The organism is Streptomyces sp. ID05-26A (assembly GCF_033794685.1).
GTDB lineage: Bacteria > Actinomycetota > Actinomycetes > Mycobacteriales > Pseudonocardiaceae > Lentzea.
Map to the genome: position 1 here is coordinate 214,825 of NZ_JARAYZ010000007.1, position 24,710 is coordinate 239,534.

General features: G+C 66.5%; 24 protein-coding genes, 6 tRNA genes and 2 pseudogenes. 8 read left to right on the top strand and 24 right to left on the bottom strand.

The features are described 5' to 3' along the window. Positions 1-17: 17 nt before the first annotated feature. The 8 genes from PV646_RS40720 to PV646_RS40755 form a co-directional block, all read right to left on the bottom strand. Positions 18-1,655 carry a KGGVGR-motif variant AAA ATPase gene (locus tag PV646_RS40720; protein WP_500348059.1) on the bottom strand — a complete coding sequence of 546 codons (1,638 nt, stop codon included), beginning with the start codon at positions 1,653-1,655 and terminating at the stop codon, positions 18-20. Next, positions 1,655-2,245 (bottom strand): TIR domain-containing protein, encoded by a 591-nt coding sequence (locus PV646_RS40725; RefSeq protein ID WP_500348060.1) that lies wholly within the window; start codon positions 2,243-2,245, stop codon positions 1,655-1,657. The genes PV646_RS40720 and PV646_RS40725 overlap by 1 nt, the downstream gene beginning before the upstream one ends. 161 nt (positions 2,246-2,406) lie before the next feature. Further along, positions 2,407-2,478: transfer RNA gene (locus PV646_RS40730), tRNA-Val, on the bottom strand. Between the two features lies 1 nt (position 2,479). After that, a tRNA-Gly gene (locus PV646_RS40735) sits at positions 2,480-2,552 on the bottom strand. A 212-nt stretch (positions 2,553-2,764) separates the two neighbouring features. Continuing rightward, a tRNA-Val gene (locus PV646_RS40740) sits at positions 2,765-2,836 on the bottom strand. A gap of 1 nt (position 2,837) precedes the next feature. After that, positions 2,838-2,909: transfer RNA gene (locus tag PV646_RS40745), tRNA-Cys, on the bottom strand. A gap of 40 nt (positions 2,910-2,949) precedes the next feature. Further along, positions 2,950-3,022: transfer RNA gene (locus PV646_RS40750), tRNA-Gly, on the bottom strand. 107 nt (positions 3,023-3,129) lie between these two features. After that, positions 3,130-3,555, bottom strand: a complete 426-nt coding sequence (locus tag PV646_RS40755) for an SsgA family sporulation/cell division regulator (protein ID WP_030477975.1) — start codon at positions 3,553-3,555, stop codon at positions 3,130-3,132. A gap of 256 nt (positions 3,556-3,811) precedes the next feature. Here PV646_RS40755 and PV646_RS40760 point away from each other — a divergent pair, with 256 nt between their 5' ends. From PV646_RS40760 to PV646_RS40775, 4 genes are all read left to right on the top strand, one after another. Then, positions 3,812-4,432: an RNA polymerase sigma factor gene (locus PV646_RS40760; protein WP_500348063.1), complete on the top strand. Its 621-nt coding sequence runs from the start codon at positions 3,812-3,814 to the stop codon at positions 4,430-4,432. Further along, positions 4,429-5,211, top strand: coding sequence for an anti-sigma factor (locus tag PV646_RS40765; protein WP_500348065.1), 783 nt, complete (start codon positions 4,429-4,431; stop codon positions 5,209-5,211). Before PV646_RS40760 ends, PV646_RS40765 begins: the two co-directional genes overlap by 4 nt. Positions 5,212-5,233: 22 nt before the next feature. Beyond that, a complete protein-coding gene (locus PV646_RS40770) occupies positions 5,234-5,656 on the top strand; it encodes a TIGR02611 family protein (protein WP_500348067.1) in 423 nt (140 codons plus the stop codon). A gap of 56 nt (positions 5,657-5,712) precedes the next feature. Beyond that, positions 5,713-5,784, top strand: a tRNA-Val gene (locus tag PV646_RS40775). A gap of 218 nt (positions 5,785-6,002) precedes the next feature. Here PV646_RS40775 and PV646_RS40780 read toward each other — a convergent pair. Together PV646_RS40780 and PV646_RS40785 are read right to left on the bottom strand one after the other, a co-directional pair. Beyond that, positions 6,003-6,722 (bottom strand): tyrosine-type recombinase/integrase, encoded by a 720-nt coding sequence (locus PV646_RS40780; RefSeq protein WP_500348069.1) that lies wholly within the window; start codon positions 6,720-6,722, stop codon positions 6,003-6,005. A 4-nt stretch (positions 6,723-6,726) separates the two neighbouring features. Further along, positions 6,727-6,873, bottom strand: a complete 147-nt coding sequence (locus PV646_RS40785) for a hypothetical protein (RefSeq protein WP_500348071.1) — start codon at positions 6,871-6,873, stop codon at positions 6,727-6,729. Between the two features lie 940 nt (positions 6,874-7,813). On the opposite strand from PV646_RS40785, the gene PV646_RS40790 reads away from it, so the two are divergent. Next, entirely contained in the window at positions 7,814-8,392 is a 579-nt protein-coding gene (locus PV646_RS40790; protein ID WP_500348072.1) for a hypothetical protein, read from the top strand. Next, positions 8,389-9,873, top strand: a complete 1,485-nt coding sequence (locus PV646_RS40795; RefSeq protein ID WP_500348074.1) for a hypothetical protein — start codon at positions 8,389-8,391, stop codon at positions 9,871-9,873. Before PV646_RS40790 ends, PV646_RS40795 begins: the two co-directional genes overlap by 4 nt. Before the next feature lie 472 nt (positions 9,874-10,345). Here PV646_RS40795 and PV646_RS40800 read toward each other — a convergent pair whose 3' ends face one another. From PV646_RS40800 to PV646_RS40850, 11 genes and pseudogenes are all read right to left on the bottom strand, one after another. Next, positions 10,346-11,035: a DsbA family protein gene (locus tag PV646_RS40800; RefSeq protein WP_500348076.1), complete on the bottom strand. Its 690-nt coding sequence runs from the start codon at positions 11,033-11,035 to the stop codon at positions 10,346-10,348. A 77-nt stretch (positions 11,036-11,112) separates the two neighbouring features. After that, a complete protein-coding gene (locus PV646_RS40805) occupies positions 11,113-11,496 on the bottom strand; it encodes a hypothetical protein (protein WP_500348077.1) in 384 nt (127 codons plus the stop codon). Between the two features lie 23 nt (positions 11,497-11,519). Continuing rightward, the gene (locus PV646_RS40810) at positions 11,520-11,900 is read right to left on the bottom strand and encodes a hypothetical protein (RefSeq protein WP_500348079.1); all 381 of its coding nucleotides are present in this window, start codon (positions 11,898-11,900) and stop codon (positions 11,520-11,522) included. 1 nt (position 11,901) lies between these two features. Next, complete coding sequence (locus PV646_RS40815) at positions 11,902-13,545, bottom strand: heavy metal translocating P-type ATPase (RefSeq protein WP_500348080.1); 1,644 nt, start codon at positions 13,543-13,545, stop codon at positions 11,902-11,904. A 2-nt stretch (positions 13,546-13,547) separates the two neighbouring features. Next, a complete protein-coding gene (locus tag PV646_RS40820; RefSeq protein ID WP_500348290.1) occupies positions 13,548-13,775 on the bottom strand; it encodes an ArsR family transcriptional regulator in 228 nt (75 codons plus the stop codon). Positions 13,776-14,011: 236 nt separating this feature from the next. Continuing rightward, on the bottom strand, positions 14,012-15,151 hold the full coding sequence (locus PV646_RS40825; RefSeq protein WP_500348081.1) for a tyrosine-type recombinase/integrase: 1,140 nt from the start codon (positions 15,149-15,151) through the stop codon (positions 14,012-14,014). Between the two features lie 201 nt (positions 15,152-15,352). Then, a complete protein-coding gene (locus PV646_RS40830; protein ID WP_500348082.1) occupies positions 15,353-15,856 on the bottom strand; it encodes a helix-turn-helix domain-containing protein in 504 nt (167 codons plus the stop codon). A gap of 131 nt (positions 15,857-15,987) precedes the next feature. After that, the gene (locus PV646_RS40835) at positions 15,988-16,971 is read right to left on the bottom strand and encodes a hypothetical protein (RefSeq protein WP_500348084.1); all 984 of its coding nucleotides are present in this window, start codon (positions 16,969-16,971) and stop codon (positions 15,988-15,990) included. After that, entirely contained in the window at positions 16,968-17,294 is a 327-nt protein-coding gene (locus PV646_RS40840) for a hypothetical protein (protein WP_500348295.1), read from the bottom strand. The genes PV646_RS40835 and PV646_RS40840 overlap by 4 nt, the downstream gene beginning before the upstream one ends. A gap of 59 nt (positions 17,295-17,353) precedes the next feature. Then, on the bottom strand, positions 17,354-17,767 hold the full coding sequence (locus PV646_RS40845; RefSeq protein ID WP_500348086.1) for a hypothetical protein: 414 nt from the start codon (positions 17,765-17,767) through the stop codon (positions 17,354-17,356). Positions 17,768-17,963: 196 nt separating this feature from the next. Continuing rightward, a pseudogene (locus PV646_RS40850) lies at positions 17,964-18,599 on the bottom strand (hypothetical protein); the annotation flags it as partial. Positions 18,600-18,788: 189 nt separating this feature from the next. Between PV646_RS40850 and PV646_RS40855 the strand changes: the two are divergent. Then, positions 18,789-19,385, top strand: coding sequence for a tyrosine-type recombinase/integrase (locus PV646_RS40855; RefSeq protein WP_500348291.1), 597 nt, complete (start codon positions 18,789-18,791; stop codon positions 19,383-19,385). 3 nt (positions 19,386-19,388) lie between these two features. Continuing rightward, on the top strand, positions 19,389-21,731 hold the full coding sequence (locus tag PV646_RS40860) for a site-specific integrase (RefSeq protein WP_500348088.1): 2,343 nt from the start codon (positions 19,389-19,391) through the stop codon (positions 21,729-21,731). Positions 21,732-21,827: 96 nt separating this feature from the next. On the opposite strand, the pseudogene PV646_RS40865 reads toward PV646_RS40860, so the two are convergent. From PV646_RS40865 to PV646_RS40875, 3 genes and pseudogenes are all read right to left on the bottom strand, one after another. After that, positions 21,828-22,238, bottom strand: a pseudogene (locus tag PV646_RS40865) (DNA cytosine methyltransferase); the annotation flags it as partial. Then, on the bottom strand, positions 22,235-23,422 hold the full coding sequence (locus PV646_RS40870) for a TRM11 family SAM-dependent methyltransferase (RefSeq protein ID WP_500348090.1): 1,188 nt from the start codon (positions 23,420-23,422) through the stop codon (positions 22,235-22,237). The gene PV646_RS40870 and the pseudogene PV646_RS40865, both read right to left, overlap by 4 nt. Continuing rightward, positions 23,419-24,507: a hypothetical protein gene (locus PV646_RS40875; RefSeq protein WP_500348091.1), complete on the bottom strand. Its 1,089-nt coding sequence runs from the start codon at positions 24,505-24,507 to the stop codon at positions 23,419-23,421. The genes PV646_RS40870 and PV646_RS40875 overlap by 4 nt, the downstream gene beginning before the upstream one ends. Positions 24,508-24,710 lie beyond the last annotated feature (203 nt).

Below are 24,710 nucleotides of genomic sequence, written 5' to 3' on the forward strand. Positions count from 1 at the left end.
GGCATCACGCCGCCCTTTCAGTCGGTGAACGCGTTGATTCGTCGTTCGATGCGGGCGAGCAGCGTGCTCGCCTCGGTGCGCAGCCGTGCCGGCACCTTCGCCGCGGTCCCGTTGCGGTGCGGCTTGCTGAGCAGCAGCAGGTCGGCCGAGCGGTCGCGGAGCAGGTCCATGTCGCCGTCGTCGAGCGCGCCGGCCATTCCCCTGACGGTCTCCTCGACGAGCGCGAACCTCCCGGCGTACGGAAGCTGTTCCGGCAACTCGCGCAGTGCGGCCTCAGCGCTCCTGAGGGCTTCCTCGTCCGGCTCGGTCTCGGGCGCGGGTGTCGCCTTGATCAGGTCGTGCAGCTCCCGTGCGACCCGCACGGGCCTGATCGCCGGATCGAATTCGAGATGGCGGAGGTTGCGCAGGAAGCCGGGCAGCAGTTCGCGGTCGGTGCCGCGGGTGAGCAGGCAGAACATCTGCCGCTGAGCGCCGTCCGGGCCCAGCGTGCGGCGCACGAACCGTTCCGCCTCGGTGAGCTGCCAGCGGCTCAGCTCGCCGGCCACCACCAGGCACAGGTGCTCGGCGGTGTCCGCGGCCTGCTCGAGGATCCCGGGATCACCCGACACGGACCGGTCCGCCTTGATCCCGAGCAACCGCAGCTCGGTGATCAGCTCGGATCCGGTGCGCCACAACGTCCGCGGGCTCGACACCAGCACGTCCTGGTCGAACTTGCGCCGCCGCGACCGTGCCGCCGTCACGTAGGCGTCCCGGTTGTCGGCCAGCAGGTCGGTGCGGTCGAACTGCTGCGCGATCACCGCGGCGACCGTCTCCAGCGCGAAGGAGATCTGGTCGGACGACGGCTGCTGCTCCTCCAACACGGGCAGCAGTTCGCCGAAGCTCCAGTAGGAGATGTAGGGGACGGTGACGTGCCGGAGCATCTGCTCCGGGGTGACGGACTTGACCAGCCAGTTCCGGAACAGCGGGGCAACGACCTTCGCGCACTTCTTCTGCCAGGTCTCGGCCCGTTCGTACTCCATGCGGTTGTCGAGCCGGGACAGCACCGGCATCACCTGGTGGCGTGGCCGGTCGTAGGGCAGCCGGTCCCTGGCCTTGTCCGCGAGGTGCGCGACGCCGACCACGTCGTTGAGGTTCTGGTCGTTCGCGGTGAACACGACGACCAGCCGGTCGGGCAGTTGGGCGGTGCAGATGCCGGCGATGTCCGAGACGCCGGTGCGGCTGTCGATGAGGACGAAGTCGTACTTGGCGATCCACTGCTCGCGGTACTCCTCGAGGTGGGCCGCGAACCCTCGCCGGTACAGGTCCTCCCAGTCGAGCGCCTGCATCCGGCTCGGATAGGAGGCCTCGAGACCGCTCTCGTCGGCACCGCCCGCCGCGATCAGGTCGAGAACCCCGTCGACGTCGACTTTCACCTCGTGAGTGGCAGGCGTTCGCACACCGGCGTGGAATTCCTGCGCGATGTCGACCACACCACTGCGCGGCCATTCGGTCAGATGCGGTTGGAAGTAGAGGTGAAGGCCGGGCGCTTCGAGATCCCAGTCGACCACGAGCACGCGATAACCCCAGCGCGCGAGCAGGACGGCGGTGTTGGCCAGGGTGAAGCTGCGTCCGACGCCGCCTTTGTAGGAGTAGAACGTGATCACGGTTCCGGTCATCAGACGAACCTCGGTAACGGCGGTGGCGGGATGACCACCGGGTCGGGGCGTTCGACGATCGGCCAGCTCGGATCCCACGGGGGAACCTGCTTCGCCAGCTGCACCAGATCGCGCGCCAGCACCCTGACCTGCCGGCAGAAGGCGAGGTAGTCGACCGAGTCCTGGTAGACCGGATCCGGGTGCGCGTATTCCTTGAAGTCCTGCCAGGAACGCATTCGCCCGACGTCCGGGAAATTGTCGGAATCCGAGTAGAGGATGGGGTAGATCAACCCCTGGGAGATGTCGGCACCGGCCAGCCCGAGCATGGCCTCCCGTGCCCGCATGCTCTCCAACTCCGCCATGCACCAGCCCGACTCGAAGTACGGCGGGGTCAGCAGCTGGATCATGATCTTGCTGTGCCGCAGCGAGTTCTCCAGGTTGTGCGCCCACTCCACGGCCCGCGGCATGGTGCGGTCCATGTACACCTTCGGCGCGGGAGCGCACTCGTCAGCGAGATACTCTTCGAGCTTCTTGTAGAAGTGGGTCAACAGCCATTTCTGCACACTGCCCTGACGGCTGTAGCTGATGAAGAAATCGTACTTGTAGGACACAGCGCACAACGGTAGATGCGCCCACGGCGTCAATAAAAGACGAAAAAGTGGGCATTTTCAGGGCTTCAGACCAAAAAATGGACAATAACTGGCCTTCTGGATCCGGCCCGTAACGCCGAGAAGCCCCCGATCATGATGATCGAGGGCTTCCGGCGCTTGAGTGGACGATACAGGGATTGAACCTGTGACCCCTACCGTGTCAAGGTAGTGCTCTCCCGCTGAGCTAATCGTCCGAGCGGATGACGAGACTCGAACTCGCGACCCTCACCTTGGCAAGGTGATGCGCTACCAACTGCGCTACATCCGCGTCGCTCCCCGGTTTCCCGTGGCGCGAGAGGAACTTTATCCGACACTCCCCGGAAGTTCCAAATCGGCTGATCTTGAACCCAGGTCGCCCACTGTCGGGGGTCCGGGGGCAAAGCCCGCCGGGCGGGGTCTGGGGGTTGCACCCCCAGAAAACACTGCGGGACGAGCCGGTTCGCGCTTTCCGCGAACACAACTCGCCCCGAGGTCCGAACATGGACGATACAGGGATTGAACCTGTGACCCCTACCGTGTCAAGGTAGTGCTCTCCCGCTGAGCTAATCGTCCGAGGCGGAGACGGGAATCGAACCCGTGTACAGGGCTTTGCAGGCCCTTGCCTAAGCCACTCGGCCACTCCGCCAGGAGCATGACCCCACGGCTCGTACGCCGTGGAACCACAGAGCGGATGACGAGACTCGAACTCGCGACCCTCACCTTGGCAAGGTGATGCGCTACCAACTGCGCTACATCCGCTTACATCACTGACTTCATGATGTTGAAACAAAGCTTATACGAGAGGTTCAAGCGGGTTTCACCGGGGGTGCCCGCATCGCCTTCGCGGGCCCCCTACCTCGGACTATTCAGCTCAGGTCGTTCGAGATGAGGTGCGTGAGCGCCTCATCGACGTTGACCCACAGGTGCTCGTTGCCCGGCACGACGACGTCGTAGGTCCGATCGAGGAAGTCGGCGAGTTCCTGGGCGGACGCCTCGAACATGGCGTGCCCGGAAGGCGAGCTCAGCTCGATCACGACGACCTCGGGGTCGTCGGCGGCGGGGCGGATCCGGACGTCACCGTCGCCGGCGTCGGCGATGAGTCCGTCTGCGAGCAGGTCGCGGGCGTACACCCACTCGACCCAACCGGCGCGGCCGGTGCGGAACGCGGCGACGACCGCGTACGGGTCCTTCGTGTCGTATCGCAACTCCACTTGAACCGGGACCGCAGGGGTCCTCGGTGCCAGCAGGTCGAAGACCGCTGTCGAGCGGAGCGTCACGTGATCGTTGCGCATCGTCGTTACCCTCTTCTCCCTTCCCGGTCAATGAAACGACCGAGCACCTTAGTTGTGACGTGCATGTGGCGAGGAACGCTCGCGAATCGGGTGCAGATCACCCCATCGGGTCAGCTCGACTCCGTAACGCGACCGCGTGCACGCGCTCCGTGGCCTCCTCGCTAGTTAGCCGGGGTTCAGCGTCTCCCATCTTGCTGGGTCTAACCTGAACCCGGTACCGGCTGTTGCGCGAATGTTGGACGTGAGGACATCTCTGGTGGCTGACTCGCCCGGCCCAACCGTCGCGTCGAGCGACGGCCGGCCGACCGATTTCGAGCTCGTGCAAAGACTCGCACAGGGCGATCGGTCGGCGTTCGGTGAGCTGTACGACAGGTACGGCACACCAGCATATTCGCTGGCCAGGCGCATCTGCGTGGACCCGGAACTGGCCGAGGACGTCGTCCAGGAAGCCTTCCTCGCGCTCTGGCGGCACCCCGCCAGGTTCGACCCCGCCCGCGGAAGTTTCGGCACCTGGTTGATGACTTTGACTCACCACCGCGCGGTGGACGCCGTACGTAAAGAGAACACTCAGCGTCGTCGGACTGTTCCCCTCACCGACGATGCTTCCCCTCCGGTCGAAGGTTCCGACCACGCAGCGTTGGTCAGCGTGGTGAGCGCCGAGGTCAGAGCGGCCCTGCACACGCTGCCGGAAGAACAGCGCCAAGTGATCGCGCTCGCCTATCTGGGTGGCTACACGCAGTGCGAGGTGGCAAAGCTGACAGGCGTCCCGCTGGGGACTGTGAAATCGCGCACGTTCGCGGCGATCAGACGCCTGAGAGGCACGTTGGGGAACTTGTGGGCCGGAGAAACCGGCGAGACGACAGGAGTTCACCGGTGAACGGCGACCTGTGCGCTCAGGAGGAGCTCGCCGTCGGCTGGGCGATGCACTCCTTGGAGCCCGACGAGGAAGCACTGGTCCGCGACCACCTGCCGACCTGCGCCACGTGCAGGAGCACCGTGGAGGCGACGCAGGAGGTGCTGGCGGGCATCGGCGGCGCGGTCCGCCAGGAACAACCACCACCCCGCCTGCGCGCGAGGCTGATGGAACAGATCGAGCACATCCCCCAGGAACCACCCGCACAACACACGCCACGCCACGCGGCCCCGATCCCGCTGCGCCCGCAACACCGCCGCCGCACCGGCCGCGTCCTGCTGGCCGCGGCGGCAGCGCTGGCCGTCCTGGCGGGCGCCGGCTACCTCGGCGTGCGCGTCAACCAGCTCTCCGGCGAGGTGGCGGCCTCCGAGGCCCGCACCAACGACCTGAACAAGGCCCTCTCCCTGGCCGCGGACCCGGCCACGAACAGGGCGGTCCTGCGCACCGGTTCAGGCGACGAGGTGGCCGTGGTCCTCTCGAACCCGACCTCGGGCGCCGTGATGCCGACGAACCTCAAGCCGAACGACCAGGGCCATGTTTACGTAGTTTGGGGCGCAAGTACGAAAGCGCCGGTACCGTTGGCGGTGTTCGACGTACGTGCCGGTTCGACCGACCCGCAACTGCTGGCCTGGTCCTCCGACGCGCACAAGCACACGACCTTCGCGGTGTCGCTCGAACCAGGCCGCCAAGCCCCGCCGAAACCCTCGGAAGTGCTAGCGGGCGGCCAGGTTGCACCCGCCTGAATCCCAACAGGATGATCGACACATGACGAAGCCCGACGTGAAGCCCGAAGAGCACAAGGGCTGGCGCCACTGGTTCCACAGAAACCCGGCGCTCAACCTCGCCTACCGAATCGGCGTGGGCGTGATCGGCGGCCTGGTGCTGGTAGCGGGCATCATCATGATCCCGTACCCCGGCCCGGGCTGGCTGGTGGTCTTCGCGGGCCTCGCCATCCTCGCCACGGAGTTCGAGTGGGCGGGCAAGGTCCTGAAGTTCGCCAAGCGCTACTACGACCGCTGGGTCGAGTGGCTCAAGCGCCAGCCGTCCTGGGTCCGAGGCCTCGTGATGGCAGGCGTCTGCGCCATCGTCCTCGTAACCTGCTACTTCCTCAACGTGTTCGCGCTGGTAGGCGGCTGGTTCGGCGTCGAGTGGAGCTGGTTGCAGAGCCCGATTTTTGGTTCTCGTTGATGATGTTGTAGGCTATGGCCACACCGCGAGAGCGGAACAGCAAGACAACAGAACACGGGCGTTTAGCTCAGCGGGAGAGCGCTTCGTTCACACCGAAGAGGTCACTGGTTCGATCCCAGTATCGCCCACAGTGTGTTTTACCTAGTCAGACGGCCTGTCGATGGATTCCATCGGCGGGCCGTTTGCGTTGATTGGGAGCAATTTGGGAGCACGGGCCCAAGAACACATTTCCCGTACCTAAGTGTTCACCAGGCTTCGTCCCGGCCTTCCATGATCCACGACCACCCGCCGTCCAACTCCCAGCGCAGCTGCAACTGCGCCAGCATCCGGCTGATCATGGCCTCGGTCACGTGCGAGTAGCGGTCGTGGACCTCCCTGCGCTTGTGCCCAAGCCGCTCCAGTCGCAGCACATGCGGCACGTCCTCCTCAGTGAGCCAGGTCTCGTGTGTGTGTGGCGCTGGTCATGGAAATGCATCCCTTCCTTGAGCGGAGCCCAGTCGAGGGCTTCATTGCCCGCGAGAGCCGGCAACCAGACGCGCTGCCGGAAGTTGGACCGACGCCGCCACAACGCACCTCGCGCACCGGGGAACACGAATCGCGAGTCGGGGTTGCGCTCGTGATGCGCCAGCAACTCGCGCACGAGGAACGGCGGCAGGTGAACGTCGCGCGCGCTGGCCGGGGTTTTCGGCGGGCCGAGCACGAGCTTCTGTCCTCGAACCTCGTGCAGCGCATCGAACTCCGGGTCCACCGCGATGCGCGGGTTCGAGTCGAGGTAGGTCCTGATCCACTGCAGGCCGGCCAGCTCGCCCCACCGCAGACCGGTGTAGGCGGCGGTGATCGTAAGCAACCCGTCGTCGGGATCCATCCTCCCCGCGAGCGCATCCACCTCGTCGGTGCTGGCGTGAGGCCGCTCTGGTGAATCAGCGAAGGCGATTCGAAGCTTCCTGCACGGGTTCGACCCGATCAGCCCTTCGTCGACCGCCTCGCCGATGATCTGAGAGAACAACACCAGGACGTCCTTCGCGCTCTGTCCGCGAGCTTCGACCGCAGCGTCTTGTTGACCCACCCCTTCACCCTGATCCGCTCGATCTCGCCAAGCCGGTGCCGGACCAGAACGGCAGGATGTGGTTGCGCAGATGCGAGCCGTACGTCGACCACGTCATCAGGGTCACGCTGTGCGCATCCGCCCACTTCCGAGCCCACTCGTCGATCGTCATCTTCGCCAACCGCGGATCAGCGAACCGCTTCCGGCGCTGATCCGACTCCACATCCAGCGCGCGCTCCGCCGCCGCCGCGCTCGGGTAGCCGTTCTCCGAGTAGACAGTTCGTCGTCGAGCCGATAGCGGACGCGCCAGTCACATCCATTTTGCTCCACCCAAGCCATCATTTCACCCTTTTCAGGAAGTTCCCCGAATGCACCGAAACCGATACATGCAGATGAAAACTCGCTCCTCCACAAAGGGAAAACTAAATGTGTTCTCCACCTCCGAAGGCGCTGGCGACCTTCTTTCAGCGACTCATTTCAACGTTTCGCCTGCGAGTCCCCCGAACCGAAGAACCGCGACTGGGCGCCGGCAACCGCACGACATCAGAGACGATCTACTGAAGGTTCTCGACGGAGAAGCGCAGATGCTTGCCGAGGAAAGTGCACGACACGGCCCTGCGCGCAACGCGACGCCGCAGCCAGGACTCCGGTACCTGCAGCAGCGCCGCAGCCTGTGCGGGCGCGAACAGGATCGGTACTGAATCGGGCGCCTGATCGCCCGCTGACAACCCTGCGCCGCCAGGACAATCCGGCACCCGTCAGCGTCGGACGCGGCGGCCACAGGGCCCGCAAAAGTTGAATACATCTGGGTCGGCACAGTGCCCCCTTGGGGATTGGAAACGCTCACCGAGAGGCGGAGCGATACTTACATCCCTTAACTCCGCGAGAAGGCCCAGCAAGGGACATGACCGCAAGGACTTCTTAGTCAGCGAGCATGTGTCGACGTGAGTAGCCAGGACGATCTTCGCCCCATGCGCGCCCGAGCACGCATTGCGTGCCAGCTGCACGACACCATGCCTCTGTCAAGCAGAGGAGCACGCGCGTGTGCAGATCTATAACGACACACTCACGAGATCATGTGATCGGAGACACAGGCAGCTACCATGCCCTCCATGCCGGCCGCCGAATCTATACAGCAGAAGGGGATCGACGGCGTCGATTTCGCCAAGCGGTTCCTGGAGAGCACCACGTGGGTCGAGCTGCCCTTCGACTCGTACCACAACGCCGGTGTATGTACGCTGCGCCGACTCGACGACAAGGTGAAGCGCTACGACTTGTTCGGCTTCATCCATCGCGATCCCCCAACGCCCCTGTATGTCGAGGTGAAGGAGTACGAGTCGACCGGCGGTAAACAGCCGGCCGAGTACTGGGAGTTCCTCGCCAACGCGTACAGCATCACGGCCAAAGACCTCAAGGACGGCGAAGACGTTCGCCGGGAGTTCATGTGGATCACCCGGCACCCGTTCGAACAGACCCACTGGACGAAGCTGACCACTGCCGACCGGATCAAGGCCGCGCTCGAGAAACACCCTGAGGCGCTTAAAGATGAGGAACTCGACGTCAACCTGTTGGGGACGGTCGCCGACCGCCTCTGGCTGCTCGTAGTACACCAGCGTCAGGAGGGGCTCATGCTCAGCCCGGAGGAACTCTCGATCGTCGAGAGCAAGCTCAACCGCAAGGGCAAGAAGTGAGCGCCCGCGGCGAAGCCGTGACGGAGCAGATCCGCCTAGCAATGGAGTCGAGCAATCCGCGCGACATCGTCAGCGGAGTGAAAGAGGCGGTAGCCAACGAAGTCAGCTCGCTGAGCCCTGACGCCAAGGTCGTCCTCACCCAGTACTTCAACCACACCTACATGCCCGACCTCGTTGTGGAGTGGCAAGAGGCCGGAAAGCGAGACCACCGGCCCATCTTCATCCGCAACCAACTTCGACCGTCCACGGCAGACGAAGTACGAGCGCTCGCTACAAGCGAACCGATGATGGTGTCGATCGGCCCCTCCCTAGAGCCGTCCGGAGGCGCCGAGAACGTGCGCCGACAAGCCCTCCAAGAGCAACGTGTCTTGGTCACCGATGTCGCAGCGCTGTCCGAAGTGGCGACCCCCGCAGGTTTCGAAGAGTCCCCAGGCCGCGCCAAGGAGCCTTTGGTTCGCCTCGTGCAGACCAACCTCATCAAAGGCGGCCGAGGACTGCTGACGCTCGACGACGCTGCGCTGCTCATCCGAGGCGCGACCCCGACAGCCGACGATGACGGCATCAGCCAGCAGTTCCTCCAGTCGTTCCAGGAACGCACCCGCGACACTTTCACCTTCGAGGCCGCACTCCGGCTGAACCGAGCCGCGGAACTTCTCCACTTCGGCTCGTCGGCGTCCGATGGTCTGGACGCACCTGAGTCGACTGGGCAGATGTCCGATACCGAACTCGCGGTTCTGCTGCCGTACCTGCTTTCCGATCCAACCTCCATCGCCAAACCTGCGCTATGGACCCACATCGGCTCGATGATGTCCCTCGAGCGACTTGAGGCCATGGCGAACATGCTCGTAGGCGTGAACGTCAGTCCCTTGGTCGTGCCAAACTCAACGACCTGGACAGCCAAGCGGGCACAGCTCGTGATCGACGGCGAAGCAGGCCAGGACGACGATCCAAGTGCTGATGCCGCGGTTCAAGCCGACGACGCGCACGACCCACCGGTCTGGCAGGTAGAGGGCCGGAAGTACATCACGGCCAAGGTGGGTCGTTGGAAGGTCAACGTGACTTCCGACGCCCGACGCCTACAAGGACGAATCGACGGAACTGCCGCGCACTGGGATGACATCGCGGCCCTCCTCTCAGACTTCGCTCTCGACGCTGTCGACCTCCGCGGCATATCACGACGTATCCAAGTCAGCGCAGAGGAAAGCGGCGATGTCAGCCGCGACATCGGCCTGATCCGCGGCTCCCTCGACGACATCTTCCAGGTCCCCAAGGTGAAGATCCGCCGAATCGGCGACGATCAAGACGCCAGCCTCGACACCGACTTCGGCGAAATGACGGTCACAGCAACCAAAGCAGCATCGATCGCTTCGGTTGTCACAGCACTGAACCTGCTCGCGCACCGCTGGCCCGCCGACTTCTCAATGTTGATTGGATCCCAAGCGCCAGTGGAGACGGAGCCAGAACCTGACGACGCTGGCTGAGGCCAGGCAAGGAGCAGCGTGCATCACGATCAACACGAACAGGACGCTCAGCACGACGACCAGGCACACAACGCCTGTCCGAGTCGTCGCGGCAAGGCGCCCTCCACTCGGCACGATCGCCAGGACAAAGGTGCTCACGGAACACCATTTCCCTGCACGCCGGTAATCCCGTGTGGACGTTGAATGATGCCGTCAACGCCGCAGGTCCCCGACATGACGACCAGTTCCGCTTCCCCTGATGCACACCGCGCAATGTCGTAGCGTGATGCCCACCAGTCCGCTGTCTCCCAACAACAGGACAGCGGGACCGTCCTCTTCGTGCGTCTCGTGAACCATCCGCACCTCAACACCCTGGGCAGGACCTAGCCGACCTTCTCGACGGCCAGAACGAAGGCGGCGACCAGGCCGACCCCGCCGCCCACGGTGAGCACCCACGGGAGCAGCCTGGTCACAATCGAGGCCTCGGTCGAGGTCACTTGGCGAGTTCCTGATCGATCACAGCCTTCAGCCCGTCGTAGCTCGGTCGGCCACCGAACTTGGTGCCGTTGATGAAGAACGTGGGCGTGCCCTGCACTCCGACGGTGTTGCCGTCCTTGCGGTCCTTGACCACGCGTTCGAGGGTGGCGGGATCGTTCAGATCGGCCTCGAACTTCGCCATGTCGAGCCCGAGTTCCCGCGCGAATCCGACGAACAGCTCACGCTGCAGGACCTGCTTCTCGCCCCATTCGGCCTGGGTCTCGTACATCCGCTTGTACATCGCCTCGAGCTTGTCCTGCTTGCTCGCCGCCTCCACGACGGTCGCCGAAAGCTCGGCGTTGCGGTGGCTGGGAATCGGGAAGTACCGCAGCACGAACGTCACGCGGTCCCCGTACTCCGCGCGCAGCTGCTCGACGCCGGGGTAAGCCGCACGGCACGACTCGCACTCGAAGTCGAGGAACTCGACGAGAGTCACCTTCGCGTTGGGGGCGTCGTTGAGCTTGTGGCTGTCCGGCCGGACGAGCAGTTCCGCAGGAGCGGCGGCGACCGGCCCGGCCGCCTTGGTGGATCCGGCCTGCGGCTGCGGCGCCGACGGGCCGTTGAGCTTGCTGAGCAGGATGAAGCCTCCGACCACCACCACAACCACGGCGATGATGATCAACGAAATCCTGGCGTTCTTGGTCATGACGGCATACCTCTGTACGGTGCGAAGAGTTGGGAAAGATCAAGCGCTGCCAAGGCCGAGGCCCGGCACAACGCGATCTATGTCCGCAACACGCAGAGCTGGGTGAGCCGCACTTCCGGACGCCGATCCGGCGCCCTCCACAACACCGGCGCGGATCCGGCGTTGACCAGGAACAAGCCAGGAAGTCGAAGTCCCGCAACGGCGAGCAGCACGGCCAGCAGCACAGCGAGGCAGGCTTCCGGCACGCCCCCAAGGCCTTCGAGCAGATCCGCTGCGCCCACGGTGGCCGGGGAGTCGGCGAGGACCTGAACACTCGAGACCGTGCACTGCGCCGTCAGGACCACATCCCGTTCACAGGGCGTGCCCTGCAGGAGTGCGATCCCGACGACCAGAGCGAGCACGGCGAAGACGCGCACGAGACTCACTCGCGCGATCTTCCGCATCGTGCTGGCGCCGGGCACGCGCTCCAGGCTAGCGGGCCGAATCAGCACGCGTCGCAGCAGCCTGAATCGCCCTGCTTGCTCGCCACCGTCAGGTTCAGTGCCTGCGGAGTGCTCGGCGTGATCGCGGTGACCTCGGGCAGCGGGGTGCTCTTGGCCGCGCGGATGGCGTTGAGGATGACGAGCACTTCCGCGGACTCGTGCACGAGCACCACGGTCGCCAGTCCCAGAACCCCGAAGGCTGCCAACGGAATCAGCACACCGATGATCGCCAGCGACAACCCGACGTTCTGCAGCATCACCCGGCGGGCGTGCCGCGCGTGCGCCAGGACCTGTGGCAGGTGACGCAGGTCCTCGCCCATCAACGCGACGTCCGCGGTCTCGATCGCCACGTCCGTGCCCATCGCACCCATCGCGATGCCCACGTCAGCAGTTGGTCAGCGCCGGGGCGTCGTTCACGCCGTCGCCGACCATGGCGATCTTGCAGCCGTTGCGGAGCTGACCGATCAACGTGGCCTTGTCCTCGGGCAGGAGTTCGGCGTGGACGGTGGTGATGCCCGCTTTGGCGGCCAGAGCCGTTGCGGTGGCGGTGTTGTCGCCGGTGAGCATCGCGGTGTCGATGTTCAAGCCTCGCAGGCTGCTGATGACATCGGGGGCCTCGTCTCGCAGCTCGTCGCGGACGGCGATGGCACCGAGCAGAGCCCCGTCCCGTTCGAGGAGCACGACGGTCGCTCCGTCTTGCTGCAGCCGGTCGACATCGCGGCGCAGCGCGCCGGCATCAATCCAGCCGGGCTTGCCCAGCCGCACGTCAACGCCGTTCAGAGTTCCAGTCAGGCCGTGACCCGCAACGGCGGTGACGTCATCGGCGGCCGGCACGGTGTCCGTGGCTTGCAGGATCGCGCGGGCCAGCGGGTGCTCGCTGCGGGCTTCAAGCGCCGCAGCGGCAGCAAGTACCTGCTCACGGGTGCTCCCGCCGGCAGGCAGAACGTCGACCACGCGCGGAGCGTTGCGGGTCAGCGTGCCGGTCTTGTCCAGCGCGACGGTGCCGATGCGGCCGAGCTCCTCAAGTGCGGCACCACCCTTGACCAGCGCACCCTGCCTGCTCGCCGCCCCCACGGCAGCGACCACGGTCAGCGGAATGGAGATCGCCAGCGCACACGGCGAAGCGGTCACCAGCACGACCAGCGCACGTTCCAGCCACACCATCGGGTCGCCCAGCAACGCACCGAGCCCGGCGATGAGCACGGCCAGGATCATGATCGCCGGAACGAGCGGCCGGGCAATGCGGTCGGCCAGCCGTTGGCCAACCCCCTTGCGATCCTGGGCCTCTTCGACGATGTGCACGATGCGCGCCAGCGAGGAGTCCGAAGCCCGCGCGGTGACTTCGACCTCGATCGCGCCACCGCCGTTGATCGCGCCGGCATGCACCGCGTCGCCGGGTCCGGCCTCGACCGGCACCGACTCGCCGGTGATCGCGGACAGGTCGAGGTTGGTGTGGCCGGTACGGATGATCCCGTCGGTCGCGGCGCGTTCACCCGGCCGCAGCACCATCCGGTCGCCGACCACGAGCTCGTCCGGCGCGACCTGCAGCTCCGTTCCGTCCCTCAGTATCGAGGCGGTCGGGGGGACCAGCCCCAGCAGTGCCCGCAAGCCTCGGCGGGTGCGGGCGATCGCGTAGTGCTCCAGGCCTTCGGCGATCGAGAACAGCACACCGAGCATGGCGGCCTCGGTGATCTGCCCCAATGCCACCGCGCCGATCGCGGCAATGGTCATCAAGGTGGCCACGCCGATCCGGCGGCGCAGCAGGCTGCGTAACGCTCCCGGCACGAACGAGGCCGCACCGACTACCGCCGAAGCCAGCGTCAGCCCGTTGCCCACGAGCTCAGCGCCCGTGGAACCAACCCACCAGCCGACCGCCAGCAGCACGGCCGCGACAACGGCCAGTTGCAGCTCACGAACCTGCCACCAACTCGCCGGCCCCTGGTCGCCGTGGTCGTCGGCCTGCTGATCTTCTTGCGTCGTGGTCGTCGTCGGGCGCGGTTCCTGTGGCCCGCAGCACTCGTCAGCCACTGCTACCCCTCCAGCATTCTGCTGTCCGCCAACACAGGCGCGGACTCGTCCAAGACCGCGGCGACCAACGCCCGTCCACGCCCGGTCAGCGCGTACATCACCAGCCGGCCGTCCCGCCGCGACGACACCAGCCCGCCGATCTTGAGCTGCCGCAGGTGGTGCGAGGTCAGGTTCTGCGCCGCGCCGACGACCCACGAGGCGTCGCACACGCACAGCTCCCCGCCGGTCAGGAAGGAGGCCGTTGATGGTCTTCATGGCATTGCGGTAGTTGTGCCCTCCCAGCTGGGAGACATGTAGTCAACCTGGCGCTCGCGGGACGACCACGCCGGGTGAGCCGACGAAGCCGCTTCGGAGAGCCGTACTGAACAGACCGTTCCTTGTCATCGCTGCTGCGTAGACGCCGAACGTGAATGGTCCGCTTGCCGGAACTGGGTCGAACTGGCTGAGCACATCTGCACCAGAGTGCTCACCAGGCTTCATCCCGGCCTTCCATGATCCACGACCATCCGCCGTCCAGTTCCCAGCGCAACTGCAACTGCGCCAACATCTGGCCGATCATTACCTGGGTCACATGTGAATACCTGTCGTCAACGTCCTTGCGCTTGTGCCCCAACCGCTCCAACCTCAGCACATGTGGCACACCATCTTCGACGAGCCATGTTTTGTGCGTGTGACGCAGATCGTGGAAATGCAATCCCTCTTTGAGAGGAGCCCAGCCGAGCGCTTCATTGCCCGCGAGAGCTGGAAGCCAGACGCGCTGACGGAAGTTTGACCGCCGCCGCAACGCACCCCGCGCGCCGGGAAACACGAACTTCGAGTCGGGGCTGCGGTCGCGATGCGCCAGCAACTCACGCGCCAGAAACTGCGGCAGATGAACATCGCGGACGCTGGCTGGGGACTTCGGAGGACCGAGCACGAGCTTCTGCGCTCGAACCTCGTGCAAGGCGCCGAACTCGGGGTCCACCGCGATACGCGGGTTCTCTTCCAGGTAGGTCCTGATCCACTGGAGGCCAGCCAGCTCGCCCCAGCGCAGGCCGGTGTAGGCGGCGGTGATCGTGAGCAGGCCGTCGTTGGGATGCATCCGTCCCGCGATCGCATCCACCTCGTCGGTGCTGGCGTGCGGCCGTTCCGGCGAATCGGCGAAGTTGATCCGCAACTTGCGGCACGGGTTCGACCCGATCAGCCCTTCGTCGACCGCCTCACCGATGATCTGCGAGAACAGTACGAGGACGTCCTTCGCGCTCTTGTCCGCGAGCGTCGACCTCAGCGACTTGTTCACCCACCCCTTCACCTTGATCCGCTCGATCTCACCAAGCCCCGTGCCGGACCAGAAAGGCAGAATGTGGTTGCGCAGATGCGAACCGTAGGTCGACCACGTCATCTCGGTCACACTGTGCGCGTCCGACCACTTCCGGATCCACTCATCGATCGTGGTCTTCGCCAACCGCGGATCAGCGAACCGCTTCCGCCGTTGATCGGACTCCACGTCCAGCGCGCGTTCTTCAGCCGCAGACCTGTTTGGGTAACCCTTCTCTGAATAAATGGTTCCGTCGTCGAGCCGATAGCGAACACGCCAGTCGTAACCATGCTGCTCAACCCAAGCCATTACCTCTCCCCCAATCGAGCAATTTCGAACGCGCCAGAACTGCACATCCACATGAACGCTCGTTTCATCGAAAAGGGCAAGCTAGACGTGTTCGTGCAGCGAAAGACGCCCAGTTCTTTCTTGCGGAACTCGTTTCGGCGTTCCGACCCGCGCCTCTAACGCTGGATAGCTCTGACAGACCTGTCCACTGATTCAGCAGCGTCACCGCCGGCGCTTCGGTGGCGCGGCTCTATCTCGTGCCGCGCGCTGTGCCGAGTCCACGACAGCTCGCAGATTTGCGCGCGAGAACCTCAGGTGCTTACCGACGTACGTAGCGGGAATGTGGCGCCGGCTGGCTTGTCGACGAAGCCAGGATTCCTTGACTGCGAGAATCTCGGCGGCTTGGGCCGGCGTGTAGAGGAGCGGCAGTTCTTGCGGATGTGAGGCGTCTTGAGGGGCTGACGCTTCTGGGACTCGTCGTGCCAAGTACTCGGACTCGACATCTCGCGGCGTCTGACGAGTTGAACTGATGCGAGTGGGACGGAAAGCGGACATGTCGAAGCCGTTCTGGAGGAGGTGGAGCGCGGGATGGCGGAGCCACGCGAGCGGGGCAACTGCCTTCACGAGACCTTGAGTTCGGGCATCGTTGCCGAAGTAGGAGCGCTGGTCTTCCGCGAAGCCGAGCACTGTTGGGCAGCCAGTGACGGCTGAAAGGTGTAAGGACATGGCGGCGACGATCCCAACTTGTTCCGCACTGCTCGCCGCTGCAGCAACGCCGTTGCCTGTGTCGGTCGAAGCCTGGTTGCGTCAGATCGAACAGCGTCGCGACCGGCGGGTCGTTGGGTTTGCTTGCAGACTCAGGCTGCTAGTTCGACGTAGCCGTCGTCGTCATTGGGTAACGCGGCGATGGCAGGGTCGCCGGACCGACACGACCACGGCGAGCACCCATCGGGGTCTCCCTCTTCCGCCGCGTCCGTTGCTGCGTCGGCGGCCGAGTCGAGGACGATCGAGCGCAGATGCCTTGCGCTTCTCGACTTGGCGGGTTGGTCCAGGTCAACCTGGTCGAGTGGGATGCAGGAGCGGTGCAGGAAGTACTGGCCGTGCAACGCCTGGCCCTGGGCATTCGCGCGTGGGTTTCCGTTCCGGATGGCGCGGTCGAACTCAATCGCCTCCGCCCAGCCGTCCGGATCGTGGTCACGTACCCAACGCCACCCTGCATTGCCGTGGAACGGGCACCCCACACACGCACTCTTGACCGTCTCGCCGAAGCCTCGTTCTGAGAGGAACTCCATGCACCGCGCGCGGTCGAAGTCGAGGTCGATGAGAGGGAAGACGTTCCTCAGGAACCGGAGTCCGGAGTCCTTGGCGCGCGTGAACTCGTCGGTGCTGATGCCGATCGCTTGCTCGGCGTAGACACCGCTCGGCACTCGTCTCGGATGCGGATATCCGAGCAGTTCTCGCGCCGCCTTCTTCAACGGCGTGATCTTGTACTCCGAAGTGCACTGCCTGCGTGCGAGCCCTTTGCTCCCGTCCGGGTTGCGAGTGTGCAAGGGCATGGACACGAAGCGGTGCCGGGGATCGAGTGCGTCGGTGCGGATGTTGCCGGCCGAGACGTGCCGTACCGGAATGCCGTACTTCTCGACGTGCGCGGTGAGCCGTTCGAGGTTCGCGTACACCGCGCGCGGTTCCCAGCCCGTGTCGGCGAACAACGCGACGTCGAAGGGCGGTATCGCGCCCTCACACGCCAAGAGCAGAACTGTTGTGCTCTGCACTCCGGCGCCGAGGGACAGCAGCCTCAAGGTGGGTGGGGTGCCAGCTGCCTTCGGGTGTGTGGTGGTCATGCCGCGGTCACCTCCTGCCCTGTCTGTGGCCGGTGATCGGTGTTGATTCTGATGCCGAGGAGTTCAGCGAGGTCGTCCAGCAGCAGGCACACGGCGTGGGCTGCTTGCTGGGGAACCACGCCGTTGCCCAGTGCTCGCAGTTGGGCGGTGCGAGGCAACGCAATGTCTGTGACCCAGCCCTGTGGCAGGCCCATGAGATGCTCGACGAAGGCCGGAGCCAATACCGGGCGGCCGTGTTGTCCTGGTTGGGTTGGATAAGGCGCTGGCCTGCCGAGCAGGCGTTCCCATCGCTGCACGGCCAGGGCGTACTCACCCCAGTCCACGACTGCGTGCGCGGCCGATGGTGGTGCGGCGAACTCGGTGGCGGAGTCCTCTTCGGACGCTAGACAGTGCCGTTCGGCGTGGCGCGGGTCAGCAGTTGGATGATCGCCGACGGCAGCATCAGGTCGCCCTTGGAACCGCGTTGCGCTGGACAGCCTTTGGTTCCGTCGGTCGCTCGCGGTGTCGGCAGGAGGACTGTCGGCCGCCTCGTTGCGTGGTTGCTCGGCGTGGCCAGGGGCTGCAGGAGTCGGCACTGATCCGTCAGCGATGGGCCACCGTCGTGGGTGCAGTGGGTGGACGCTTTCGCGTCCGACGCCGTGGGAGTCGACAGCAGCCTGACCGCGATGGACAACGGCATGCCCATCCCGTTGCCGTTGATCCCGCGTGCGCGGTGCTTCTCCCGGCGTTGCAGCCAGAGGCTGGGATCCTCGCCGTCGTTCGGGTTGATCGCCGTCGGTGTGGGCAACAGCTTCACGTCTGCGTTCACCGCATCGTGGAGGCTGACCTGGTGCCCCAGCGCGCGGCGGCGTGTCGGGTCGGCCGCACCTCGGTGATCGCCATCGCGTGCTTGCGGAGTCGGCAGCATTCGCGGCGACGGGAGTGCGGGGCCAGGCGAGCAGGAACACGCGTTCGCGTCGGTGCGCGCAGCCGACGTCGGCGGCGCGAACGCTGCGCCAGAGCGCGTCATACCCTGCTTCGGCCAGGTCGCCGAGTACACGGTGGAGTCCTCCGTTGCGCCAGCGAAGCGCGGAGACGTTCTCCAGCACGACCCTGTTGACTGCACTAACGAGCCGATCATCCACAGTGGCCTGATCATGGGTGATCTCCCGACGGTGCAGCGGAGGTTGTTCGTGCAGAGCGTGGGACCGGGCGTGAGTCGTGATGTCGCAAGGCTGCGGCTGCCCGTGGTGGGCAGCGTGGTGACGACCGAACAGGTGGGGCTGCCGTTCGCGGTAGTCGACGCCGCGGGCAGGATGGTCGAGCCGATCTCGGAGTTCGTCCGGGAGATATCGGCTGGGGACATGCCCGACTCGTCGTGCCGCTCGTATGCCTTCGACTTGCTGCGCTGGTGGCGGTTTCTGGCCGCGATCGGGGTGGAGTGGGACCGTGCGCAGCGTGTGGATGTGCGGGATCTGGTGCTGTGGCTGCGGCAGGCGCCTAACCCGCAACGTGCCCGCACTCGGCCGGGCGCACCGCTCGCGGGCTCGGTCAACCCGCGGACCGGTAAGCCCTACCTGGCCGCGGGGTACGCCCCGCGCACGATCAACCATCAGCTGTCGGTGTTGAAACAGTTCTACGACTTCCATCTCGCGGCGGGACGCGGCCCGCTGCTCAACCCAGTCCCGTCCGCGGCGCGCGGCGGCACGAGGCCGGGCGCACACGGCAACCCGCTGCACGAGTTCATGCCGCACCGACGCGGCGCTTATCGGCAGAAGGTGCCCGAGCAGGCGCCGCGCGTGGTGGACGACGCGTTGTGGAACGAGCTGTTCGCCGCGATGACCAGTCACCGAGACCGGGCGATCCTGGCGACCTACATCTCCAGCGCGGCACGGGCCAGCGAGCTGCTCGGGATGTGCTGCGGGGATCTGGACTTCGGCCGGCAGACCATCACCGTGGTCGGCAAAGGCACCCGTGTCCGGCAGATCATCCCGGCGTCGCCGGACGCGTTCGTGTGGATCCGGCTCTATCTGGCCGAAGGGCACGCCGCTCCCGCTGATGCGCCGCTGCCCGTGGACGCGCCGTTGTGGGTCACCTTGCGTGGCCGACATCGGCCGCTGACGTACTCGGCGATGCGGGCGGTGCTCAACCGCGCCAACGACAAGCTCGGCGCAAACATCACCCTGCACGATCTGCGGCACACCTGCGCGGCCCGGATGATGGCCGACCCGGACATGGCAATCACCGACGTGCAAGCTGTGCTGCGGCACAAGAACCTGGCCACCACAGGCCTTTACGGCACCGTCGGGGTGAACGAGCTGATCACTCGGACGCTGGAGCATCACGCTCGCCGCGCTGACCCACCGCCACCTCGGCCGCATCCGGCCTACGACACGACGGACCTGGCTGTGCTGTTCGGCGAGCAGACCGGCTGAGCGATGACGACGGGACATCTGACCACCGCCGTGCGCAAGACGCCGGCCACCGCGCCCGCACCGGCGCGGCCTGTCGGCGACCGGGCCGAGCTCGGCGCCTGCCGCGCCGAGCTGCGCGACGCCGAGTTCGAGCAGCTGGTGGCGTCCAGCCTGCGCGTGCTGCCGGAGACAGATCGCGATCGGATCAACCGGCGCCGGGCGGCGATCCGGGCGGTCACCACCTGGCTTGCAGCGTTCGAGGGCCAGACCTGGCAGCAGCGCTGGGTCGCCAGCGGGATCGACGGATCCGGGCGTGCCTGGGCCGAGGAACCTAATCGCAACCGCCGTGCCCGGCTGATCAAAGGCACCGAGATGCTGATCTGCTGCGGCGTGCTGCACCCGGACTACCCGTGGCTGCTCGACACCGGCTTCATGTCGTTGTTTGGCACCTACCAGCGCACCTGCGACCCGGCCGGGTTCGCCCGCGTCCGCGACGCTCTGCGCGCCCAGGCAAGCCGGGACGGCGTTGCGCACGACGCGCTCTATCACCTGGCCCGGATCCGCATCGCCACCGGCAAACGGCTCGAGGACGTCAATGCCGAGGACGTCCTGGACTGTCACTACGCGGTCCGGGCCCGCCGCAAGCCGGGCACACCGAGTGAGGCGTTGTGGCGTGCCCTGCACGGCTTGGGAATCATCACCGGTCCCGCACGACTCAAGGCGGCCATGAGCCGTGGACAGCTGTCGGTCGAGGAGTTGGTGGACCGGCATCGTCTGGCCTGTCGGCCGGTGCGGGATCTGCTGGTGGACTACGTGCGTGAACGCGCCCCGGCGATGGACTACGGGTCGCTGTCCAACCTCACCCACTGGCTGGCCGAGCTGTTCTGGGGTGACCTGGAACGCCACCATCCCGGCATCGACTCGCTGCGGCTTCCGCCCGATGTCGCCACCGCGTGGAAGCAGCGCATCGCCACCCAGCCGGACGGTCGTCCGCGCGGCGAGCGCTACGGTCTGCTCACCGCGGTGCGGGCCTTCTACACCGACCTCAACCAGTGGGCCTACGAAGACCCCGCCCGCTGGGCGGTCTGGGCCGCGCCCTGCCCGGTCACCAAAGCCGACCTGGCCGCACGACGCAAACACAGGGCCCAGGTCACCGCCCGGATGCACGCCCGCACCCGCACTCTCGCCGAGGCGTTGCCACACCTGGTCACCACCGCGCGATCCCGACGAGAACACGCCCGCGCACTGCTTGCCGCCGCCCACGGGGCCGAGTCCGGCACCGTGCTCACCATCAACAACGTCGGCTACCGGCGCATCGCCAACCGCACCATCAAAAGCAACCGCATCCTGGTGCAGGCTCTCACCGGCGACAGCGACCGCCCGGCGTTCAATGCGATCAAGGAGGAAACCGAGGCGTTCTGGGCGTGGGAGGCCATCGAGGTGCTGCGCTTGTCCGGCTGCCGGATCGAGGAGGTCATGGAACTGACCCACCTGTCCATCCGCCGCTACACCCAGCCCACCGGCGAAGTCGTGCCCCTGCTGCAGATCGCTCCGTCCAAACTCGACGCCGAACGGGTCTTCCCGATCTCCCCGGAACTTGCACACGTCCTCGCGCAGATCATCGACCGCGTCCGCGGCAGCGACGGCACGATCCCCGCCTGCTCCCGCTTCGACACCCACGAACGCGTCTACGGCCCGCCGCTGCCGCACCTGTTCCAACGCTCCATCGGCTCCGGCCACCAGGTGTTCAGCCCGGAAACCGTGCGCCACTGGCTGGAACGCACGCTGGCCCGCGCGCCGCTGCACGACACCGACGGCACCCCGCTGCGCTTCACCCCGCACGACTTCCGGCGCCTGTTCGCCACCAACGCGGTCAACACCGGCCTGCCCATCCACATCGCCGCGGCCCTGCTCGGCCACCGCAACCTGAGCACCACCCAGGGCTACACCGCCGTCTATCCCGACGAGGTCATCCGCACCTACCAGGCCTTCATCCACACCCGCCGCGCCGAACGCCCGACGGATGAATACCGCGAGCCCACCCAGGCGGAATGGGCAGAGTTCGAACGGCACTTCACCCTGCGCAAGGTCGCCTACGGCAATTGCGACCGTCCCTACGGCACACCCTGCGTCCATGAGCACGCTTGCATCCGCTGTCCCATGCTGCGCGCCGAGCCCAGCCGGCTGCCGCTGCTGCGCGAACTGGAGGACAACCTCAACGAGCGCATCACGGAGGCTCAGCAACACACCTGGCTCGGCGAGGTCGAAGGACTGCGCCTGACCCTGACCGCGTTGCGCGACAAGAAACAACTCGTCGAACGACTCACAGCCGACGGCATCACCGACACTCCACAAGCGATGAACTGATCCGCACGCACCGCCCATCACAGCGAACACGAGCAACGATGTCGCTGTCCCGCTTCGCCAGCTTGACAAGTGCAGAGAACACAACGCTGGTCGTAGTATCCGAATGCCCTCCACGACGTTGGTCCACAGTCCACTGCGTGTGCCTTTCTCGATGCCCGCGCGCCGCCCGGCGGCGGAGATGTCCTGACAGGGCCAGCCCGCGGTCAACACGTCGACCGGCTCCACCGCTGTCCAGTCGATAGCGCGGAGGTCTCCGAGGTTCGGCACGCCGGGCATGCGCGCGTCGAGGATCTGGCGGATGTGCGGGTCGGGGTCGGCGCACCAGGCGATGCGGCCCCCGCCGAGTGCGGCGAGCACGCCGAGGTCCAGCCCGCCATAGCCAGTGCAGACGGATCCCACGACGGGCCCCAGGCTCTCGGGAACGCGCAGCGTGTGCGGTAGGGCTGTTATCACCGTGCCCGGCGTGGGCTGTGGTCCGCGCCGGGCACGGTGGGGCGGTGCGTTCATGCCGCAACGCCCTCGGGTTCGGCGCGAACCCCACTGTCCACCCTCGACAGTGACCGCGTCGCGACACCGGGTTCGTGTTGAGAACGCTTGAGTTCGCGTGAACTCTGGGGCATGAGTGGTGTACGGAACACGAGCACGTCCTCGTGTGCGATCAGGTGCAACGGGAGCCCGGCTTCACGTTGTTTGCGGATGAAGTCGCGCTGGAAGAAGGAGCCCCGCGCGACGAGGTCGTGCTCGGCAGCGCGCGCGAGCAGCGCGACGCACCGCTCGACCGAGATCAGGCCGGCGTGCAGTCCGCAGGCCAGGATCTGCGAGGGCAGGTCGATCAGTTCGGCATGTTCTCGCCAGGGCCGGATGGTGATGGCGATGTGCCCACCAGGCCGAAGGAACGGCACGAGTCCGGCGAGGATGCGAGTGAACCCGGAGAGCAGCCGCTGGTGGCCGATGTTGGCGAGGTTGCCTCGGTCGAGGGTGTTGCCGTAGAGGTGGTGGTACTTCTGAATGCCTTTGCCCGGTGTGACCGCGACCTGTCCGTGGGTGGAGGGCCCGTACGGCGGCGAGGTGACCACGAGCGCGGCCTGCCCGAGGTACTCCGGCGGCAGGAGCGTACCGATCTGGCGAGCGTCGCCATGGAACACCCGGCCCTCGTGCGCCACACCGGCCTGGTGGGCGAGGACGAGGTTGGCGCGCGCGACGTCGACCCAGTGCGGTTCGTACTCGATGCCGGCGGCGCGGCGTCCGGCGTGCACGGCTTCGACGAGAGTGGTGCCGATGCCGCACATCGGGTCGAGCACCAGGTCGCCCGGCCGGGTGTAGTGGGCGATGGCGTGCGCGGCGACAGCCGGGAGCATCTTGGCCGGGTGTGCGGTCGAGTCGGCGACGTAGCGGCCCTTGCGCTGGGCGGCCGGGGAGGTCTGCGCGGTCGTCCACACCGACACTGCAGGCTCCCGCACTGGGCTGGCCGCGGCTCGGGCAGAGGCCGTGCTGGTGGTGCCGTCGAGGTCAGCGGGGCTGCCGATGACCGCGTGCGGGACGAGCCGGGCCGGGTCGTTCGCCGGCTTGCCCGCCTGGGGCGGAGCCGGGATGTCGGACAGGGTGTGCGGGGCGCGGTCGTCGGCCACGGGCGTGCCTTCCGGACGGTGGTGTGCGGGCTCAGCGGGGTTCGGGAACGGCACGCTGGTCATCGGATGACTCCGCCCTCGCGCGCAGCGTCGCCGGGGCTCAGGCGAGGCGGTTCGTGGTCGTGCGGCTGGGCGAAGACCAGGACGTCGGAGTGGATGCGCCGATGGGGTTCGGGCAGCCCGCGCACGACCGCGCGGTGACGGGCGCGGGCCTCGTTCTCGGCCGCCGGGCCGTCGGGATCGGTGAGCGGGTCGTCGGCGAACCGGCCGCCGCGCACCGGCGCATGCAGGGCCACGATGTGCTGCAGGTAGAGCAGGTCAGCGTTTTGCGCCGAAGCCACGACCGCGCCGGTCGGGTCGACCAGCTCACCCGCAGACCAGTCACAGTGAGTGATTACGACGAGGATGCCGCCGACCCGCAGCAGCCGGGCCGCGACCAACGCCACCAGATCGCTGAACCGGTCGCCGCCGTACTCGGGACGCAGACTCGTGATGATCAAGTCGGTGTCCGCAGCCGCATCCTGGACTTCTCCAGGGAGCTTGTGACTGAGGCTCGAGCGCGAGGGCGGGGCGTCGGTCACTGCCGTGTGGTCGAGGTCGGCCCAGAACGGTCGCGTTCCCGGACCGGTGGCGCTCGGGTCCGCCGCGACGTGCACTACGCGACCGCTCCGGCCGAGCTCCTCGACGGCGGCGAGCGCGTCGGCGAGCGCGTCGGCGGATTCGGCCTCCGGGGCGTGCTTGAGCACCACGTCGGCGAAGACCGGCGTGCGTTGCGGACGGTCATCGGGAGACGTTTGCGCGCTCGGCCAGGGCAGAAGCGCGACCTGTCCGCCGGGCTTACTGAACGCGTCGACGATCTTCTCGATGAACGGTGCCGGCCAGGTCGCGTCGAGGTCGATCGGCGCCGGGCCGGCCGTCCACACCGTCGCCGGGGCGGGCGTGGGGGCCGAGCCGCGCGACCGGGCACGGACACTTGGCGCGCCCGGTGTGGCGGGGCTGATCCTGGTGGTGGACGGGGCAGTCGGATAGGGGCGGCGCTCGGCCTCGGAGGCGATGGCGGTGCGGCTGTTCGCCGGGCGGGTGGAGTCGTCGCGCCGCGTCGGGCCGTGTCGACGGGAACGGTGCGCGGTGTGGTCTGACTGGGGCATGGATTCCTCGCAGGAGCCGTAGGGGTGCACCTGGTGATGTGGCGCCCTCGTACACCCCTCAACTCCGAAATTTGGCCCGTTTTTCAACACTGCGTACCCGACTTTTTCGGGAATTTTTTGACCCGGCAGCCCACGAGGCTGCGAGCAAAGGCCCTCGCGCGCTGCGCCCGCGCGGAGAACCGGCGAGCAGCCTGCCGAGAAAA